The organism is Sphingomonas sp. NFR04 (assembly GCF_900114095.1).
GTDB lineage: Bacteria > Pseudomonadota > Alphaproteobacteria > Sphingomonadales > Sphingomonadaceae > Sphingomonas.
The window spans coordinates 256,007-273,287 of record NZ_FORV01000006.1 but is presented as its reverse complement, the minus strand read 5'-3'; the positions used below and the strand labels follow the sequence as shown (position 1 = coordinate 273,287).

The window sequence follows — 17,281 nt, the reverse complement described above, 5'->3', positions numbered from 1 at the left end:
TTCGGCGAGCGGCAGGCTTCACCAGTTTTTTGCGGCAACTTCCTTCAGCACCGCATTGTCGAGCATCGCATCGGCCAGCAGCCGTTTCAGCCGCGCGTTCTCGTCCTCGAGTACCTTCAACTTGCGCGCCTGCGACACATCCATGCCCCCGTACGTCGCCTTCCACTTGTAGAACGTCGCGCTGCTTACACCGTGCTTCCGGCACACGTCTGCCGTCGACGAACCGGCCTCCTGCTCGCGCAGGATCCCGATGATCTGCTCTTCTGAAAACCTGCTGCGCTTCATCTTCGTCCTCCTTGATCGAGGACTCTACCTCAAACTGGAGGAGTTTCAGGGGAGCACGTCATGCCCACACCGGCTTTGCCGAAAACCGGGATGTACAGCGTGCCCTTGCGCTCCTCGCGGGGCGTCCTGCTCGGTCATCTCAGCTGGCGGCCGGACATGCCCGGCCGCGACATCCTCAGGTCGGTAGCCAAGCGTGGCGGCGCGGCGGCAGCGGCGCTGATCACGTTATTGGCGGCGCTCGTCTTAGTCGTTGGTCGATTGATGTTCAGGGATGCGAGGTCGATCGACACTTTGGAGGCGGCGCGCGTTGAGCTTCAGGCGAAGGAGGCGCGCGCCCAGTATCTTGCCAATCACGACGTGCTTACCTCGCTGCCGAACCGGGCTGCGTTCAATCGCTTCGTCGATGGTGCCGCCGGCAATATTGCTCAGCAGGCGCTCGGTGTGCTGCTCATCGACTTGGATAAGTTTAAGCACGTCAACGACACGCTCGGTCATCTCGCCGGAGACCAGCTGATCCAGAGCGTTGCCGGCCGCCTCTCCGCTCGGCTGCCCACGGGGGGGCTGCTGGCGCGGTTGGGCGGCGACGAATTTGCCGTCTGCCTGACCGAAGACCTCGAAGCGGATTCGCTTCGCGCTCTTGCCGAAACTTGCCTAGCCGAGCTGCGCAAGCCCTTCCCGATCCTCGGATCTGAAGTGCAGATTGGCGGTAGCATCGGCATCGCTGTTGGCACCCCGCGTACCTCCAATCTTACTGAGCTGCTGCGCAAGGCCGACATTGCCATGTACAGCGTAAAGGGCAGCGGTCGCGACGGCTATCGCTTCTTCACCGCGGAGATGGACGAGAGCCTCGCCAATCGGCGCGAGCTTGAAGAGGATTTGCGGAAGGCGCTTAGCGTCCAGCAGCAGCTGTTCGTCGCTTATCAGCCGAAAATGGATGCCAGCGGTGCAATTGTAGTCGGGCTAGAGGCGCTCGTCCGTTGGGATCACCCGGCAAAAGGGCTGCTGACGCCCGATCTCTTCATCCCGATTGCGGAGGAAGCAGGCCTGATCCACGCGCTGGGCAGCTGGGTGCTCGCGGAAGCGTGTCGCGTAGCGAAGATGTGGCCCGGCCTTAAGATGGCCGTCAACGTATCTCCCGTCCAGTTCAAGGCGGAAGGCTTCGCCGCAACCATTCGATCCATCGTCCAGACCTGCGACGTGGATCCGCGGTCTATCGAGCTCGAGGTGACGGAGGGGATCCTTATCGATGATACGGAAGAGGTGCGCGACGCACTGCATGACCTGCGCGACGCGGGCTTCCGGATCGCGCTGGACGATTTCGGCACCGGCTATTCCAGTCTGAGCTACCTAAAACAATTCAAGGTCGACCGGATCAAGATCGACAAGAGCTTCGTCAAGCGCTTAGGACGGGACCAGGAGGCGATTGCAATCGTCCAAGCGGTTATCGCTCTGGGCCACGCGATGAGCCTGTCTGTCACAGCCGAGGGCGTAGAGACCATGGAGCAGGGCTCCCTGCTCCGAACGATAGGCTGCAACGAACTCCAGGGGTATCTCTTCTCTGAAGCTCTCCGCGAAGAGGAGCTATCCATCCAACTCGACCGGATATCAAACGCTGCTGTCAGAGGCCGAAGGGTAGGCTGAGTTGTCGTTTGGCGAGCAGGCGTCATCTGTCTGCGTCCGCTTGTGGGAACAGCGATCGGCCCGCTGAATGTCTGAAACTTTGGCGGGAGCTGCCAGAGCGGGATCACGATTTCAGGGCGCTGCCGCCGACCGAGCGATCAGGCTGCCTATGGCCGCTTTCGGCTCGAGCCGTCATTCCCAGCCGCTGAGCGGAACGGCTTGAGTTGGTCGATGTTCGCCACTTGCGCAGGGATTACCCCGCCGACGGCTTGGCCCTGTTCGGCGGGCGGCGATCGGCCAGTGCAACCCGCCCCGCCAGGGGGCGAGGATACGGCGTCTCTTGGAGAGTTCGCCAGATCTCGCGCTGGCCGTCTCGCCCTAGGAAGCCAATCTATCCCGCTGACAAATAGCCACTTTCGAGCTGATTTGTGTGCGCCTTGATGTCCATCAAGCCCCCCGTCTTAGAAGCAGCGTATACGATCGGTGCCGGCGCTACAATGTGAGCGCGGCGATGGCTGTCGGTCCCAATTAGGCTGTCGCTTGAGCAAGGAGGCAGTGAATGCGAGAACCGCAGTTGAAGTCGGTAGCCGATAGCCGGCGATTGATGCTGACTGGCCTGAGCGAACGCGGGCCTTTACTCCTTTTGCTTCATAGCAGCGCGCGAATGAAGCTTCTGGGCAACCGCATTGCCGAATTCGATCCACTCGCTCCCGAGGTGTTTTCGCGCATCGTTTGTGCCGCTCAGCGGCTCATCGACGCCGAAGGATCGCACCCGTCCGAACTCATCATCACGGCTCTCGATCTCGATTGAGCATCGAGGGGGGTGGCTTGCTGTCTCGCCAGGCAGCATCCGCTATATCTATCTTCCTCAATAAGTCGTCGAAAGCTGCAGTGTCATCGAGTGGGCAAAAGCGCGTGAACGTCTTGCCTAGTCGGTCAAGCTCCGTTGCGGTCAGCAGCCCAACTGCGACGATAGGTTCTTCCGTGGCCATTCTGATCCTGCCTGCGGGCTGCTCCGGTCTGGATCAACCGCCGTAGATCCACTTATCTCCCGTATCGGCAGCGTGAGCGTACTGATTTGATACATTTTTTTTGGAGTCTAAGTGCGGCGATCAGGAACCCGAACGACGACTGCGTCTGCGAAGCTTATCTGGTCGACGACATCGTCGGAATGCTCGGTTATGAGAATGTACCATGTGAGATCCAAATGGCCTCGGCGGATTTCACCGCTCATGACATCCCGCGCGTTGACGATGGCATAGGCCGCAGCCTCCTCCGAGGATCTGAACTCGCGGCCCTCGTAATCCTCGAGAAGACGGCGCCCGTCGTGAAGATGGAAGAAATAGCGACCCATCCGGTCCGATATCCGTTCTGGTGCTGCGTCGGCCTAGGCGGCCGCGTGCAGGTAGGCTGCGTTGAAGGTTGCTGCGCGCTTGAAGCCCGGCCAGTCCAGGACTCGCAGGACGCCAGGTGTTCGCTCAATCAGGCCTTCGTCCGTGAGCTCCCGAAGCATCCGGTTGACGTGTACCGCGGTAAGGCCCGTCGCGTCGCCGATCTGCTCCTGCGTGAAGGGAAGACGCATACTCTCGACAGTACCCAGGCCAGCCGCTTCACTCCGAACGATGAACTCACAAAGCATATGCGCCACCCGGGTCTTGGCGTCGCGCCGACCGACATTGAGGACCCATTCCCGGAAGATTGATGCATCCACAAGGGCGTCTCGCCAAAAAGCCGTTCCAATTGCCGGATGTTCTGAGGCCAAATCGCGGAGCGCCACCATCGGCAACCACACGAGCTTAGCGTCGGTCATCGATTGTACGGAATGGTCCGCGCGCTCGAGGAACAGGTGCTGTAAGTCCAGTATGTCCCCAGCGATGTGGAAAGAGACGATCTGCCGACCCCCGTCCGTTGCGAGTTTGCTGCGTGCGGCATAGCCTTCCACCAGAAGACAGCATTCGCGCGGAACGTCCCCCTCACGAATGATGTAGCGGTTCGCATCTATACGGCCGACTCTGTGCGGAACGGCGAGAAGTGCCCTCTCGTCGGCTTCGCTTAATCGCGCGATCCTTCTTACCTTAGAGAGCAGAGGCTGCAGCGGATGGGTTATAGAATGCATACTCCACTCGCGAGTTGGTGAGCAGGACAATAATTCCTTACATCAAGGTGCGTTCCCTCTGGATATCTGCCAAGTCGTGAACAAGCCTCGATCCGTCGCCAGCTTCTGCCGAAGGGGGGAGGAGTTCGGGGCGGCAGACGGAGTCGCAAGGTAACTTGCGCGACGCGCGGGGACGGCGAGAAAGGTCTATGGAAGCCAGCAGCCGATCAGGATGAGCAAGCCAGCAGAGACTAGCCCACAATTCCAGCTTCACCGCCGTCGTGTAGCCGCCACGATGGTCACGCTGGTGGGTTCACCTCTGAAATCAACCAGCGCTGCGCATCAATATCGGCGTTGAACTCTTGGGCGGAGGCGGGCTGCTCGTGGCGCCAAGTCGGCGAGGGTGAGATCCCGCCGCTTCGAGCGACTGGCCGGTAGCTTTCGGCGTAAGCCGACATGACGGGCGCTAGATCGGGACGGCGTATTGTGGTCGGCAGGTGCCTCGGGGCATGCCTGCTTACAAGGCGCAAAAAGCGTTCTTCCGACGGCCACTCTGGCCATCGGAGAATGATCATGGAGATGCCTGAGACGGAACCCACCGATACAAAGCGCCCAGTCTGGAATGCTGGACGGACCGTCGGCGCGAAGCGCGCGCTGAAACCGAAGCAAATATGGGAGATCCGATTTTATCTCAATCAGCGCCGCCGCTTGCGAGATCGTGCGCTGTTCGACCTGGCGATCGACAGCAAACTCCGGGGCTGCGACCTTGTGCAGATGAGGATTCGCGACCTTGTCAGCGGCGGGCAGATCCGAACGCGTGCGATCGTGGTGCAACAGAAAACCAGTCGGCCGGTCCAATTCAAATTGCTTCCAGACGCCCGGGCGAGCTTGCTGGCATGGCTTGAACGGCGGGGCGGTGCAGTGGACGACTATGTCTTTCCCAGCAGGATTGATCATAATGGCCATCTCAGCACCCGCCAGTATGCGCGGCTTGTCGATGAATGGGTGACCGGCGTCGGGCTGATGCGAAGCGAGTATGGAACGCACTCGCTTCGCCGAACGAAGGCTTCGATCATCTACCGAGCTACCGGCAACCTGCGCGCTGTTCAGATCCTCCTCGGTCATAGCAAGATCGAGAACACAGTGCGCTATCTCGGCATCGACGTGGAAGATGCGCTTGCCCTTGCTGAAAACACTGAGATCTAACCGGAAGGCTCCTCGCCTCCAGCGAGGGGCCTTTTCACCGTCATGTGGGACTTAGTGGGCATTCCAAATTTCCGTGCTTAACAACGGGTTTTGCCAAGAGCCGACGTTCAACGTTCGCCCGATCACGCGCGTTCCTGAATCAGGCGAAGATCTCTGTCAGTAGGGCCGAAGGTTGGGGGGACCATATCGCCATCGCGAGCTTTTCTGGAGCACTGAGCCACGTTTTCCTCGGCTCCTCTTTCGAACTTGTGCGTTCCATTGCCGAGAGGAAACCCCATGACCGATCGTTCTGGCACGCCTGCAGCTACTCCGTTCAACGATCTGGAGGGCTATTCCGGGCAGGATTACAACAGGGACAAAGAAGCGGAGCTCGCCCGTGTCGATCCCGCCGGCCGTGTCCATTCCGACGGCGAGAGCTTGCTCCCCGCCGATCTGGGCGATCGCGACATCGGGCCGGAGAACGGTCGCAGGGCATCGTTCGACCCGGCAACTGGCGCGCTCCATGGTTCCGGTTCGCGCGAAGGCGAGGAGTTCGATGAAGGCCCGAAGGGCGGCTCCGGGTACAAGAAGACCGGCGCAGACGGCGAGAATCTCGGCCACGACGTAAAACCCTGAGGAAGGCTGCAGGGGCAGGCGCTCATGCTTAGTGGTGTAGTTGCCTGAAACAACAACGTTCGCGGCAATAAGACTACACATAGATCAATGTTCGGAACAACCCGCCAATGCTGCTGTTGGCTTGCGCAATGGAGGAATGCGCATGCTGGCAATGGACTATCGCGGACCCTATCGCGTCCGCCTTTCCGAGAAACCGATGCCTCGCATCCAGCATCCGCGCGATGCTGTTGTTAAGGTGACTCGCTCCTGCATCTGCGGATCAGATCTTCACCTGTACCACGGCATGGTGCCCGACACCCGTGTCGGCATGACGTTTGGCCACGAATTCTGTGGCATCGTCGAGGAAGTCGGGCCGGAGGTGACAAACCTGAAGCCGGGCGATCACGTGCTCGTGCCGTTCAATATCGCCTGCGGCCACTGCCATTTCTGCAAGCAGGTCCTGTTCGGCAACTGCCACGAATCCAATGCGCAGGCCACTGCAGTTGGCGGCATCTTCGGCTATTCGCACACCGCCGGCGGTTATGATGGCGGCCAGGCGGAATATGTCCGCGTGCCCTATGCCGATATCGGCCCGATGATCCTGCCCGACTGGATGGATCCGGACGACGCGGTGCTGCTCACGGACGTGGTCCCGACCGGCTATCAGGCCGCCGAGATGGGCGGCATTCAGAAGGGGGACACGGTGGCGATCTTCGGCGCCGGGCCGGTTGGGCTGATGGCCGCGCGCGCCGCCTGGCTGTTCGGTGCCGGCCGGGTGATCGTATTCGATCATATCGATTACCGCCTCGAATTCGCCCGCAGCTTCGGCCCGGCGGAGGTCTACAACTTCAAGGAAGTCGACGACGTCGTTGTCTTCCTCAAGAAGACCACCGACGGGCTCGGCGTCGATGTCGCGATCGACGCGGTCGGCGGCGATGCGAAGGGCAATTTTCTGCAGACGCTATTCGGCACCAAGCTGAAACTGGAGGCGGGATCGGCCATTGCGCTCCACTGGGCGATCAATTCGGTGAAGAAGGGCGGCGTGGTGTCCGTTGTCGGCGTCTATGGGCCGACCGGCAACATGGTGCCGATGGGTAATGTCGTAAACAAGGGCATCACGATCCGCGCCAACCAGGCTTCGGTCAAGCGGCTGCTGCCGCGGTTGATCGAGCATATCCGCGCCGGCCATATCAACCCCAAGGCGATGATCACCCACAAGGTGCCGCTGGCCGACGTGGCCGACGCCTATCATCTTTTCGCCGCCAAGCTGGATGGCTGCATCAAGCCGGTGCTGGTGCCCCATGGCTGAGCAGGAGACCCGCATGAACCTCGTCCGCAAGACTGAGAGCCCGGCGCTGTTCGACACCTCGACGATCCCCGGCTGGGGGGTGGATGCCGATCCGCGCAACGACCCCACCTATCCGATGCGCGACCAGACGCAGGATCATGGGCTTACCCGCCAATGGGACCGCCCGCCGATCCAGCGAACCGACGTGGAGATCCTCCAGTCGATCGAGCATGTCCGTCGGCCTGCGGTAGTCGGCACCTCAACCCCGCCGAGCGGGTTGAGCGGCGTGCTGCGCCGCCTCGCCTTCCGCTGGAGCGAATCCAACTGGCTGCACTGGCTGCTGCTGTTGGGTGCCGACCGCATCAACGTGGTCGAGGGCGTGGTCGACGACCTGGCGCATGCCAAGCTGCCGAACATCCCCGGCGAGATGGGCATCCGCGCCGAGCTTGCGCACAACAAGCGGGGTTTCGCCACCAAGGTCGCCGTCGTCGCCGGTCTGACCCTTACCGTCGCCTTGCTTGCCCGCCGGGGTTCCGCGCAGCGGATCGAGGATGCAGGCGAGCGCTGACGCGGTGGAAGTGTGGCAGTACTGGCCATCCTGAGATTGGGCGGGGCCGAACGCCCCCGCCCAGTCGCGCGGTCGGGGCGACACCAAGCTGCACTATCCCAAGTTACTGTTATCGCTGGGAACGGGCAACGGTCGCGATCCGTTCGCGACCGTCAGACTCCCCGGGAGAGATCATGGGCTCGCTATCCGTTCTACGCGCATTCTTCGCCATTCTGTCGCTCTGCCTCCTGGCCGCTTCCGCCTATCTGCTCTGGAGCTGGTATGACGGCGAATGGGTGCGCGATGCAGAGGGCGTGCTCCGCCGCGTTCGCGAGGATTGGCGCCTCTGGACCGGGGGCAGCTTGCTCGCCTGGTCTTTCCTGGGCCGGTCGGTGGTGCTGTTGCTCGTGGCGCGCGGGGACACGGACCCCATGCGCCTGGAACGCGGAAACGGCACCTTTGTCGATAGCCCGACCGGTGCGCGCCTGTACGTTGAGATCCACGGGTCGGACGATCTCCCGCCGCTTATCCTCACCCATGGCTGGTCGCTCGACAGCCGCATCTGGCATTATGCCAAGCGGGAGCTGGCGCGTCATTTCCAGCTGATCGTCTGGGATTTGCCCGGCTTGGGCCAGTCGAAACGCGCCCGCGCCAAGGTCGACATGCGCGGCTTTGCGCAGGATCTCGCCGCAATCCTGCAGCTTGCCGGCGGACGCCCCGCATTGCTCGCAGGGCACAGCATCGGCGGGATGATCCTTCAGACGCTGGTCCGGGATCAGCCAGAACTGTTCGGCCGAGAGGTGCGCGGTGTCGTCCTTCTCGACACCACCTACACGAATCCGCTCAAGACCATGATCCTGAGCGGCCTAGCGCAGGCACTGCGCTGGCCGGTGATCGAGCCGCTGATGCGCCTGACCATCCTACTGCAACCGCTGGCCTGGCTCGCCGCATGGCAGAGCTACCTCAGCGGCACCTCGCACCTCTCGACGCGGCTCGGCTTCGGCCGGTCGGTCACGCGAACCCAGCTGGACCGCACCGCGCGCCTGATGACGATGCAGAATCCCGCGGTGACCGCGCACGGCGATCTGGCGATGTTCCGATGGAGCGCCGAAGAGGCGCTGCGCGCGTGCCCGGTTCCGATCCTGGTGCTTGGCGGCAGCAAGGATATCGTGACGAAGGCCGAAGCCTCCGAACACCTCGCCCATATCGCACCACGCGCCCAACTGCAGATCATGGAGGGCGCCAATCACATGGGGCCGATCGAGCAGGCTGCGGCCTATCACAGCGCGATCATCGACTTCGCACAGGCGGTGCAGTTTCGCAGGCCAACGCCGCTGTGATGGCGCTTGCCGTCTTGAGATGCGCGAATTCGCTAAATCAGATCAATTGGGCGCAACGACATGAAATGTTTAGCATTTCATCCTCATGCCCAGCTATCATTTCTGCTTCCGAACCCCCAACAACATCGCGCATCTGAGCGAGCAGCGTGACCTGCCGGATCTGCGTCAGGCGCTCATCGCGGCGCACCAGGTGGGGCGCATGCTGCTGCACAAGCATGTCCGCCGCGCCCCCAGTGCCCTGCACGGTAGCCTGGACATCGAGGATGAGGACCGCCAGCCCGTGGCCCGCATCCTGCTCGCCGATCTCGCCCGGCAAATCTCGTAAACCCGATGTGCGGCCTGCCACAGCCGGTGCCGGAACCGGCGCCCGTCGCCATGCCGGAAGACGTGCCCTACCCAGGCACCATCATCCTCGATGTCGACGCGCGCGATGTCGAGCGACGGATCTTCCGGGTGCGCGAGACGATCCCGGTGGCGCAGGCCGGCGAACTGACCTTGCTCTTTCCGCAATGGCTGCCCGGCTATCACGCGCCCCAGGCGCCGATCGAACTCTTCGCCGGACTGGTCCTCGAAGCGGGCGGCCAGGATCTGCGCTGGAGGCGCCATCCGGTGAACGTGCAGGCCTTCCTTGTCGACGTGCCGGATGGCGTTGACGCCATCGAGGCACGCTTCCAGTTCCTGTCGCCGACCGATCCCGCGCAAGGGCGCGTGGTGGTCGGCCCCGACCTGCTGATGCTGCAGTGGAACACGGTGCTGCTCTATCCGGCCGGGTATTTCGCACGACGGATCGAAGTGGACGCTGCCCTGCGCCTGCCCGAAGGCTGGCAGCACGGCTGCGCGATGGAGGCCGCGAACGACGGCGACCGCCTCCGCTTCCCGCCCGTGCCGCTGGATGTATTGGTCGATTCGCCGGTGATCGCCGGCCGTAACTTCCGCCGGATAGCGCTGGACGATCAGGCGCAAGTGCATCTGGCGATGGCCGCCGACGCGCCAGACCAGCTCGATGCCACACCGGAGCAGATCGCTCTCCACCGCGCGCTCATCGAGGAAGCGGACCTGCTGTTCGGCACCCGCCCCTTCGATCGTTACGAGGTGCTGTTCGCGCTGAGCGACACGATCGACAGCATCGGCGTCGAGCATCACCGCTCGTGCGAAGCCGCGACACTGCCGGGCTATTTCACGGATTGGGACGAAAGCTTCTCGCGCCGCGACACGATTCCGCACGAATTCGTCCATAGCTGGAACGGCAAGCACCGTCGCGGCGCGGATTCGTGGACGCCCAGCTTCGACCGGCCAATCGGCAACAGCCTGATGTGGGTCTATGAGGGGCAGACGCAATATTGGGATCGGGTGCTGTGCGCGCGCTCGGGCCTCTGGGCGCCGGAACATGCGCTGGGCGCGCTGGCGCTCACAGCCGCCACCCACGAAGTGCGCGCCGGCAGCCGCTGGCGGCCGATGAGCGACACTACCCGCGATCCCATCATCGCCGCGCGGGCGCCGCTTCCCTGGCCCAGCTGGCAGCGCAGCGAGGATTACTATTCCGAAGGCGCGCTGGTCTGGCTGGACGTCGACACCCGGATCCGGGAGCTGAGCGGCGAGGCGCGCTCGCTTGACGATTTCGCCCGCGCTTTCTTCGGCGCCGAGGCGGCAGGCGATTGGGGCACGCGCACCTATGTGTTCGAGGACGTCGTCGCTGCGCTGGAGCAACTCGCGCCGTTCGACTGGCACGGCTTCTTCGCCGCCCGCATCGAGGGCAAGCATGAAGGCGCGCCGCTGGCAGGGATCGAGCGTGGCGGGTACCGGCTTGTCTACCGCGACGAACCCACCACCTATTGGGCCAATACCGAGAAGGTTGCGGGCAATCTCAACCTCACCTTCTCGCTGGGGCTGACGGTGGCGGCGGACGGCGCCGTGGGTGAAGTGCTGTGGGAAGGGCCTGCCTTCACGGCGGGGCTCACCGCAGGCTCGACGCTGCTGGCAGTCCAGGGAAAGCCCTTTTCGCTCGAGGTGCTGCGCGATGCCGTGCGTGCGTGCCGTGGCCCGCTCCAGGTGCAGCTGCGCACCGGCAAGCGCGAGCGGTCCCTCGTCATCGCGAACTGCTCCGGGCACCGCTACCCGCACCTGGAACGGGTGGCCGGAGCAACCCGCCGGCTGGACGACATCCTGCGGCCCCGGCGCGCTACCGCGTAATCGCTGCCGCGAGCGTCAATCCTGCCGCAACAGGCGGGAGAGCGTCGCCGACAGCGCATCGATCGAATAGGGCTTGTGCACCAGCGGAAAGCCGTGCGTACCCTCGGCGGCGAGCACATCGCTATAACCGCTCGCCAGCACGATCGGCAGCTCGGGATGGGCGTCCCGAAGCCGGTGCGCCAAATCGATGCCGTTCATGCCGGGCATCACCACGTCCGAAAATACGAGGTCGAACTTGCCGGGTTCCTCCGCGAACAGGTCCAGCGCCGTCTGGCCGTTGGTTGCCCAGATCGTGGAGAAGCCGAGATCTTCCAGCAGCGTACGGGCAAACTGGCCGACCGATTCATTGTCTTCCACCAGCAGGATGCAACCATGCCCCCTGGGGATCGGTGCCGGCGGCTCGGGCACCTGCCTGGCCAATGTTTCGGTCGAAGCCGCGCGCGGCAGGAACAAAGTGAACGTCGTGCCGCGACCGTGCTCGGACGTGAGCCCGACGTCGCCGCCGGACTGTTTGGCAAAGCCAATCACCTGGCTGAGGCCCAGACCGGTCCCCTTGCCGACGGCCTTGGTCGTGAAGAAGGGCTCGAAGATGCGGTCGCGCTGCTCCGGAGGAATTCCGGCGCCGGTGTCGGTCACCGAAACGGCGACATAGGCACCGGCGGCGGCTACATGGCCCCGCCGCGCCGGCAGCTCATCGACGCCGTCGACGACCAGTGTTAGCGCGCCCTCGCCGTCCATCGCGTCGCGCGCATTCACCACCAGGTTGAGGATCGCGGTGTCGAACTGGTTCGGATCCACCTCGACCGGCGCGGGCATGCTCCGGATCTCCACAATCACCTTTATGCGCGATCCGAGCGTCGACTTGAGGATGGCCATGGTTTCGTTCAGCCGTACGCCGGCGTCGAACAGTTCCGGCTGCAGCGGCTGGCGCCGGGCGAAGGCCAGCAGCTGGCGCGTCAGCCCGGCCGCACGGTCCACGGTGTCGGAGATCGCATCCATGTAGCGGGCGCGCTGCGCAGGCGAGATGTTGGGGCGGCGCAACAGATCGATGGACGAGCGGATAATCGTCAGCAGGTTGTTGAAGTCGTGCGCGATTCCGCCGGTGAGCTGGCCGACCGCCTCCATCTTCTGCGCCTGGCGCAGCGCCTCTTCGGTCTTCTGGCGCTCGATTACCTCGCGCTGCAGCCGTTCGATCGCGGTCGCAAGATCGGCGTGCGACTGGGTGGCGCGATGTTCCAGCGTCTGGTTCAGACCCTCCAGTGCCGTCCGTGCGCGCGCCTCATTATCAACATCGAGGCAGGTCCCAAGCCAGCGGAGGATCCGTCCTTCCGAGTCCCGCTCGGGTACGGCCCGGCAGGCAAAGGCGCGATATTCCCCGTCGTGCCGACGAAAGCGATAGCGGGCCTCGTAGCCGTCCCCGTTACGCACCGCTTGCTCCCATATCTCCGCCGCGCGCTCGCGATCCTCGGGATGGAGCGCCTCCAGCCACCGATCGCCGGCGAGCTCGGGGCCAGCACGGCCGGTGAAGTGCTGGAACTGCTCGTTGGTCTCGACATTGCTGCCGTCGGCATCGGTGACGAAGACGAAGCCCGGCAAGGCGGCCGTCATGGCGCTGAACCGGCGATCTGCCTGTCGCTCCACCGTACGATCCCGCAACATCTTCACGAAGCCTTGTACCTGCTGAGGACCGCCCAGCAGCGGCATCAGCAATCCCGAAGCCCAGAAGCGCGTTCCATCCTTGCGCAAATGCCAGCGCTCGTTGATCGACCTGCCCTCAGCAAGGGCGCGCCGCATCTCGTTCTCCGGCACCTGCGCCGCGCGATCCTCGGCGGTAAACACCAGCCGCGAGTTCATGCCGAGCGCTTCTGCCGGCGTCCAGCCCATCAGCTTTTCAGCGCCAGGGTTCCAGCTGGTCAACATGCCGGCCGGATCCGTGGTGTAGATTGCGAAGTCCGTCGCGCTCTCGAGAATAAGCTCGGCGAAGGCGGGATCCAGCGGAGCAATGCGAGCGTCGTTCATGGCGGCCTGTAGAAAGTTTGGACGAAGAACGACCGACCGAGCAAACTGTTCTGTCGCTTCGCTTGACGTCAGGTGCGCGGCCGGATGCGGCATCGCCCGGAGTGCAGCCGCCAGGAGGCGGGCGTCATCTCCGGGCATCTAACGGAGGAAGATCGGGAGCGTTGCAAAAACTCCAGCACGTTCGTTTAGATGCAGATCAATCCTTTTCCTGGGAGCTTGCGACTGCCGGGAAGGTTCTGGTTGCAACATGAAGGAAGCTAGCATGTGGGCGCCCGAGCCATTCTTTCAACACGCCACGATCTTGCTCGCTAGCCAGCACAGCTTTTGCTCCGCATATCTTGCCCAGGCGCTTTCGATGTTCGGCCTGCGGACGATAGGCCCGTTCGATTCCGAGACAGAATTGCAGGCGCTGCTTGATGCTGCGCCGCCTGCACCTGCGGCGATCATTGTCGCCGCTGACTGGCTCCGGGACGGAGCGGGCACGCTTCATGCATCGCTGGAGCAGTTCAACGTACCCTTTATCCTGGTAGAGAACGCGCCTTGGCGAAGCGTGAGTTCCCCTCTGCAGCCGGCGTTCATCTGGCCTTACGCGGCGTTCCAGATCGTTGAAGCTCTACAGGAAGCCGTCGCGAGATCGATGGGCTTGATCAGCCCAGCGCAGATCGAGCGACAGGGCAGCTGACGGTTCGATAGGCAAGGTTGATTAACTTCAACCACGCAAAACCGGGCGTAGCACATCAGCGAATTTTACCTTTAGCCGAACGGCAGCTTGCAAGTGCTACGCGGGTAAGTTGAACGATCAGAACACGGACGCATAGCTGATCGTCCACTCGACCGCCTAATCGGCAGCTTCCGTCCACGGCGGACCTTCAAGGTGGCAGATGGGAACGTCCGATTGTGGTCGACTACTGCCGATCGATCGTGGGACATCTCCGGCGTTCGTAGTTGCCAAACCCGATCGCGTTTGTGCTTCGAACCCGATTTACGAAAAGGGGATGGGGCCTGACCCCTGGGTCTCCATTTTTGCGGCAGTGCGGTAAGTAATTATTTTGACAAACGTATTTCGGTCGGTTGGTTTACCTTCACCGCAGGCGATTGGGGCAACTCTACCCGCGCTTTCGGAATTTCGCCTTGATCACCGCACCGCCAACGCGAAGCTGGTCAAGGTAGTCAGACCACCACTGCGCCATGCGGACCCGCTCATCCCAGTGAGCGCCTCGGTGATAGGCTGCCCGGACCCGATCCCGTTCGCCATGGGCCAACGCACGCTCGATCGCATCGGGGTGCCAAAGGCCGGATTCATTGAGCAGCGTGCTCGCCATGGCCCGGAAGCCGTGGCTGGTCATTTCGTCATGTTCAAAGCCCAGGCGCCGAAGTGCGACATTCAATGTGTTGTCGGAGATCGGACGCAACGTCGTATGCAGTGCGGGGAACAGGAACTCACTCGACCGCGCCAGCGATCGCAGATCCTGAAGCAGATACAGCACCTGCCGGGACAGTGGCACAGCGTGCGGCTGCTTCATCTTCATGCGCTCTGCGGGCACGCGCCACACCTTCTCGGCAAGTCGATCTCGCTCCATTTCGCCTGCCGGAGCTCACCCGGCCGTAGGAACACGTGCGGTGCGATCCGCAGCGCGTAGAGCGTTTCAGTGCGCCCCTTATAGTCTTCGATGGCGCGAAGCAGTTCTCCAACCTTCTTCGGCTGAACGATCGCCGCATGATGCTTCACGCGCGGAACGGTAAGCGCACCCCGGAGAATGTCTGCCGGGTTCTTTTCGGTGCGCAGGGTCGCGAAGCCATAGCGAAACACGCGGCCTGCAAACGAGCGCAGCCGCACCGCCGTCTCGTGATGCCCGCGGCGTTCAACGCGCTTCAGGACATCCAGTAGCTCGTGCGGCGTGATGGCCGCGATGGGCCGGCGGGAGATTCCACCGAGCAGTTCGAGAAACCAGCGCGCCTTCTTGAGGGTCGCCGCCGATTTTCCCTCGCGCTCCATCTTCTCAATATATTCATTGGCGACCAGTTCGAAGGTGGTCTTCGCTGCCAGTTCTGCCTCGAGTTGCTTCTGTCGCTTCTGCTCGACCGGGTCGAAGCCGTCGACGAGTTCGGCGCGCGCCTCATCTCGTTTGTGGCGCGCCTGCTGGAGAGTCACCTCGGGGAAGCTGCCAAGCGAAAGCTTCCGCTCAACACCGAACACCTTGTAGCGAAACCGCCACAGCAGCGCGCCAGAGGGCTGGACGAGAAGATACAAGCCATCGCCGTCCGGAACCTTGAACGGACGTGCCGCCGGCTTCAGCGCGCGAACCTCGACGTTCGTAAGCATGGTGGGCCACGCCTTCCTGCGATCTCCGTGGCCCACTGATTCGTGGCCACTTCGGGTGGGCCACGGTGGAACAAAATGGGAAACTACGGGACCCGCAGGAGACATTTTACCGCAGTTTTCCGCGGTTTTCTACAATGTTCTCAATATGTACTGGTGCCGCTTACAGGACTCGAACCTGTGACCCCCGCATTACGAATGCGATGCTCTACCAGCTGAGCTAAAGCGGCGCCCGGTGCCGGGCGCTGGCTTGCCCGGAGGAGGGCGCGCTTACCAGCCGTTCCCGGCGCATGCAAGCACCTCCTTGCACAGCCGCCAACTTTCTTCGGCCCGCGGCTTTTCCTGATCCGCCTTTTACGCAGCATTTACCATGGACCCTGCACAAGGCCCCGGATCAGCGTTTTCGGGCCCTCGCCCGCAGTGGAGCATCCGCATGAACATGGCTCGCGGCATCAATCGTCCGACGGACCCCGAGCCCGTGCCCGCGGCGGACGAGGCGATCGACGAACGCCCGGTGGCGATCGGCGGTGACGAGCGGCGGATGCATGTGCGCGCCTACAACCATTGGGTCTCGCTGCTGCGCGGCCGCCCCTACCCCGCGATTCACGACCTCGATCCCGAGAACATCGCCGATTTCGGCCCGAACAGCGTGCTGCTCGATTTCACTGCCGGCATCGAGAACCCCGCGATCCGCTATCTCGGCACCGCGCTGCGCGAGGAATGCGGGATCGAGGGACCGATCGCGCATGTCGGTGAAGTGCCGAGCCGCTCGCTGCTGTCGCGGCTGACCGACCATTATCTCCAGATCATCGCCAACCGCGCGCCGATCGGCTTCGAGGCCGAGTTCGTCGGCCAGCGCGGCCACCAGATGTTCTACCGCGGCATCCTGATGCCGTTCGCCTCGAACCCCGAGACGATCGACTTCATCTACGGCGTGATCAACTGGAAGGAAGTCGTCGACGCCGAGATGCAGGCGCGACTCGATGCCGAGATCGAGGCCTCGCGCCGCGCGGTGCCGCACCCTGCGCCGACCCAGTCGGTATGGGCGGATGGCCCCAGCGCCGGCCTGGATTCGCCCGCCGCGGCCGAGCTGCCGCGCACCGAAGTCGCCTCGCCGCTGGCCGATCAGCTGATGCTCGCGCGCGAGTCGGCCGCGGCCGCCCGCGCCTCGGAGCTGCGCGGCCGCGCGGTGCTCTACCGCGCGCTTGATCGCGCCTATGGCTTCGCGATTGCGGCCGAGAAGGACGCCGAGGGCTATGCCGCGCTGCTCGCCGAGGCGGGCATCGGCGCCCAGGCGCGCGCGCCGATGACGCCGGTGGCCAAGCTCGTCTTCGGCGCCGATTACGACAAGACGCGGCTGGCCGAATTCGCCGCCGTGCTCACCCATGCCCGGCGGCTGGCGGTGCCGGCGGACGGGCTCGACGCCTTCCTCGAAATCACGCCCGGCGGGATCAAGGGCGTCGTCGCGGCGGAGCGTGAGCTGCGTGCGTCGGTCGCCGGCGAGCGCCGCCCAGCCGCCTTCGCCCGCGCGGTCGAGGCGCTGCGCCAGCGTCCGCCGCTCGCTCGTGTGGCGATGACGCCGGGTGAAGCGGAGTTCGTGCTGCTGCTGGCGCGTGCGGGTGCGCAGGGCCTGGATATCATCGCCAAGCTGGAAGACGACGCGCAGCTGACCGACCGTGCCGTGCGTCGCGCCGCGGCCTGAGTCCCGCTGCCTGAGTCCAACCGCGGCGGAGGGCGCTTCTGCGCCTTTCCTCCCGGTTTTTCCAGACTTGAGGTG

14 protein-coding genes, 1 tRNA gene and 2 pseudogenes are annotated in these 17,281 nt (G+C 63.5%); 11 read left to right on the top strand and 6 right to left on the bottom strand.

Annotated features, from left to right (window positions below):
• A pseudogene (locus BM009_RS17690) lies at positions 1–285 on the bottom strand (transposase); the annotation flags it as partial.
• Positions 286–345: 60 nt separating this feature from the next.
• On the opposite strand from BM009_RS17690, the gene BM009_RS17685 reads away from it, so the two are divergent.
• Both BM009_RS17685 and BM009_RS22355 read left to right on the top strand, forming a co-directional pair.
• Positions 346–1,926, top strand: a complete 1,581-nt coding sequence (locus tag BM009_RS17685) for a putative bifunctional diguanylate cyclase/phosphodiesterase (RefSeq protein WP_093298184.1) — start codon at positions 346–348, stop codon at positions 1,924–1,926.
• Positions 1,927–2,464: 538 nt separating this feature from the next.
• Positions 2,465–2,716 (top strand): hypothetical protein, encoded by a 252-nt coding sequence (locus tag BM009_RS22355; protein ID WP_139216671.1) that lies wholly within the window; start codon positions 2,465–2,467, stop codon positions 2,714–2,716.
• Between the two features lie 288 nt (positions 2,717–3,004).
• Here BM009_RS22355 and BM009_RS17680 read toward each other — a convergent pair whose 3' ends face one another.
• Positions 3,005–3,259: a DUF6894 family protein gene (locus tag BM009_RS17680; protein WP_093298183.1), complete on the bottom strand. Its 255-nt coding sequence runs from the start codon at positions 3,257–3,259 to the stop codon at positions 3,005–3,007.
• A gap of 33 nt (positions 3,260–3,292) precedes the next feature.
• Positions 3,293–4,021 carry a Crp/Fnr family transcriptional regulator gene (locus BM009_RS17675; protein ID WP_093298181.1) on the bottom strand — a complete coding sequence of 243 codons (729 nt, stop codon included), beginning with the start codon at positions 4,019–4,021 and terminating at the stop codon, positions 3,293–3,295.
• Between the two features lie 552 nt (positions 4,022–4,573).
• Here BM009_RS17675 and BM009_RS17670 point away from each other — a divergent pair.
• The 7 genes from BM009_RS17670 to BM009_RS17640 all read left to right on the top strand — a co-directional run bounded on the left by BM009_RS17670 (position 4,574) and on the right by BM009_RS17640 (position 11,165).
• Positions 4,574–5,206: a tyrosine-type recombinase/integrase gene (locus BM009_RS17670; RefSeq protein WP_093298232.1), complete on the top strand. Its 633-nt coding sequence runs from the start codon at positions 4,574–4,576 to the stop codon at positions 5,204–5,206.
• Positions 5,207–5,482: 276 nt separating this feature from the next.
• Positions 5,483–5,821 (top strand): hypothetical protein, encoded by a 339-nt coding sequence (locus tag BM009_RS17665; protein WP_093298180.1) that lies wholly within the window; start codon positions 5,483–5,485, stop codon positions 5,819–5,821.
• A 142-nt stretch (positions 5,822–5,963) separates the two neighbouring features.
• Positions 5,964–7,109, top strand: coding sequence for a zinc-dependent alcohol dehydrogenase (locus BM009_RS17660; RefSeq protein ID WP_093298230.1), 1,146 nt, complete (start codon positions 5,964–5,966; stop codon positions 7,107–7,109).
• Positions 7,110–7,122: 13 nt separating this feature from the next.
• The gene (locus tag BM009_RS17655; RefSeq protein WP_093298229.1) at positions 7,123–7,656 is read left to right on the top strand and encodes a hypothetical protein; all 534 of its coding nucleotides are present in this window, start codon (positions 7,123–7,125) and stop codon (positions 7,654–7,656) included.
• 173 nt (positions 7,657–7,829) lie between these two features.
• Positions 7,830–8,975 (top strand): alpha/beta fold hydrolase, encoded by a 1,146-nt coding sequence (locus BM009_RS17650; RefSeq protein ID WP_093298178.1) that lies wholly within the window; start codon positions 7,830–7,832, stop codon positions 8,973–8,975.
• Between the two features lie 85 nt (positions 8,976–9,060).
• Positions 9,061–9,300 carry a DUF6894 family protein gene (locus BM009_RS17645; RefSeq protein WP_093298177.1) on the top strand — a complete coding sequence of 80 codons (240 nt, stop codon included), beginning with the start codon at positions 9,061–9,063 and terminating at the stop codon, positions 9,298–9,300.
• A 50-nt stretch (positions 9,301–9,350) separates the two neighbouring features.
• Positions 9,351–11,165: a M61 family metallopeptidase gene (locus BM009_RS17640; RefSeq protein WP_175488098.1), complete on the top strand. Its 1,815-nt coding sequence runs from the start codon at positions 9,351–9,353 to the stop codon at positions 11,163–11,165.
• A 15-nt stretch (positions 11,166–11,180) separates the two neighbouring features.
• Here BM009_RS17640 and BM009_RS17635 read toward each other — a convergent pair whose 3' ends face one another.
• Entirely contained in the window at positions 11,181–13,277 is a 2,097-nt protein-coding gene (locus tag BM009_RS17635) for a hybrid sensor histidine kinase/response regulator (RefSeq protein WP_254772343.1), read from the bottom strand.
• A gap of 169 nt (positions 13,278–13,446) precedes the next feature.
• Here BM009_RS17635 and BM009_RS17630 point away from each other — a divergent pair, with 169 nt between their 5' ends.
• Positions 13,447–13,866: a hypothetical protein gene (locus BM009_RS17630; protein WP_139216669.1), complete on the top strand. Its 420-nt coding sequence runs from the start codon at positions 13,447–13,449 to the stop codon at positions 13,864–13,866.
• Positions 13,867–14,290: 424 nt separating this feature from the next.
• Here the strand turns inward: BM009_RS17630 and BM009_RS17625 are convergent.
• A pseudogene (locus BM009_RS17625) lies at positions 14,291–15,507 on the bottom strand (tyrosine-type recombinase/integrase).
• Between the two features lie 151 nt (positions 15,508–15,658).
• A tRNA-Thr gene (locus BM009_RS17620) sits at positions 15,659–15,734 on the bottom strand.
• A gap of 203 nt (positions 15,735–15,937) precedes the next feature.
• On the opposite strand from BM009_RS17620, the gene BM009_RS17615 reads away from it, so the two are divergent.
• Positions 15,938–17,206 carry a PAS domain-containing protein gene (locus tag BM009_RS17615; RefSeq protein ID WP_093298171.1) on the top strand — a complete coding sequence of 423 codons (1,269 nt, stop codon included), beginning with the start codon at positions 15,938–15,940 and terminating at the stop codon, positions 17,204–17,206.
• Positions 17,207–17,281: the final 75 nt, after the last annotated feature.

What these genes read in the sequence shown, in the direction of transcription:
- BM009_RS17685 (WP_093298184.1), top strand. Translation starts at nt 346, where the DNA reads ATGCCCACACCGGCTTTGCCGAAAACCGGGATGTACAGCGTGCCCTTG.
- BM009_RS22355 (WP_139216671.1), top strand. Translation starts at nt 2,465, where the DNA reads ATGCGAGAACCGCAGTTGAAGTCGGTAGCCGATAGCCGGCGATTGATG.
- BM009_RS17680 (WP_093298183.1), bottom strand. Translation starts at nt 3,259, where the DNA reads ATGGGTCGCTATTTCTTCCATCTTCACGACGGGCGCCGTCTTCTCGAG.
- BM009_RS17675 (WP_093298181.1), bottom strand. Translation starts at nt 4,021, where the DNA reads ATGCATTCTATAACCCATCCGCTGCAGCCTCTGCTCTCTAAGGTAAGA.
- BM009_RS17670 (WP_093298232.1), top strand. Translation starts at nt 4,574, where the DNA reads ATGGAGATGCCTGAGACGGAACCCACCGATACAAAGCGCCCAGTCTGG.
- BM009_RS17665 (WP_093298180.1), top strand. Translation starts at nt 5,483, where the DNA reads ATGACCGATCGTTCTGGCACGCCTGCAGCTACTCCGTTCAACGATCTG.
- BM009_RS17660 (WP_093298230.1), top strand. Translation starts at nt 5,964, where the DNA reads ATGCTGGCAATGGACTATCGCGGACCCTATCGCGTCCGCCTTTCCGAG.
- BM009_RS17655 (WP_093298229.1), top strand. Translation starts at nt 7,123, where the DNA reads ATGAACCTCGTCCGCAAGACTGAGAGCCCGGCGCTGTTCGACACCTCG.
- BM009_RS17650 (WP_093298178.1), top strand. Translation starts at nt 7,830, where the DNA reads ATGGGCTCGCTATCCGTTCTACGCGCATTCTTCGCCATTCTGTCGCTC.
- BM009_RS17645 (WP_093298177.1), top strand. Translation starts at nt 9,061, where the DNA reads ATGCCCAGCTATCATTTCTGCTTCCGAACCCCCAACAACATCGCGCAT.
- BM009_RS17640 (WP_175488098.1), top strand. Translation starts at nt 9,351, where the DNA reads ATGCCGGAAGACGTGCCCTACCCAGGCACCATCATCCTCGATGTCGAC.
- BM009_RS17635 (WP_254772343.1), bottom strand. Translation starts at nt 13,277, where the DNA reads ATGCCGCATCCGGCCGCGCACCTGACGTCAAGCGAAGCGACAGAACAG.
- BM009_RS17630 (WP_139216669.1), top strand. Translation starts at nt 13,447, where the DNA reads ATGTGGGCGCCCGAGCCATTCTTTCAACACGCCACGATCTTGCTCGCT.
- BM009_RS17615 (WP_093298171.1), top strand. Translation starts at nt 15,938, where the DNA reads ATGAACATGGCTCGCGGCATCAATCGTCCGACGGACCCCGAGCCCGTG.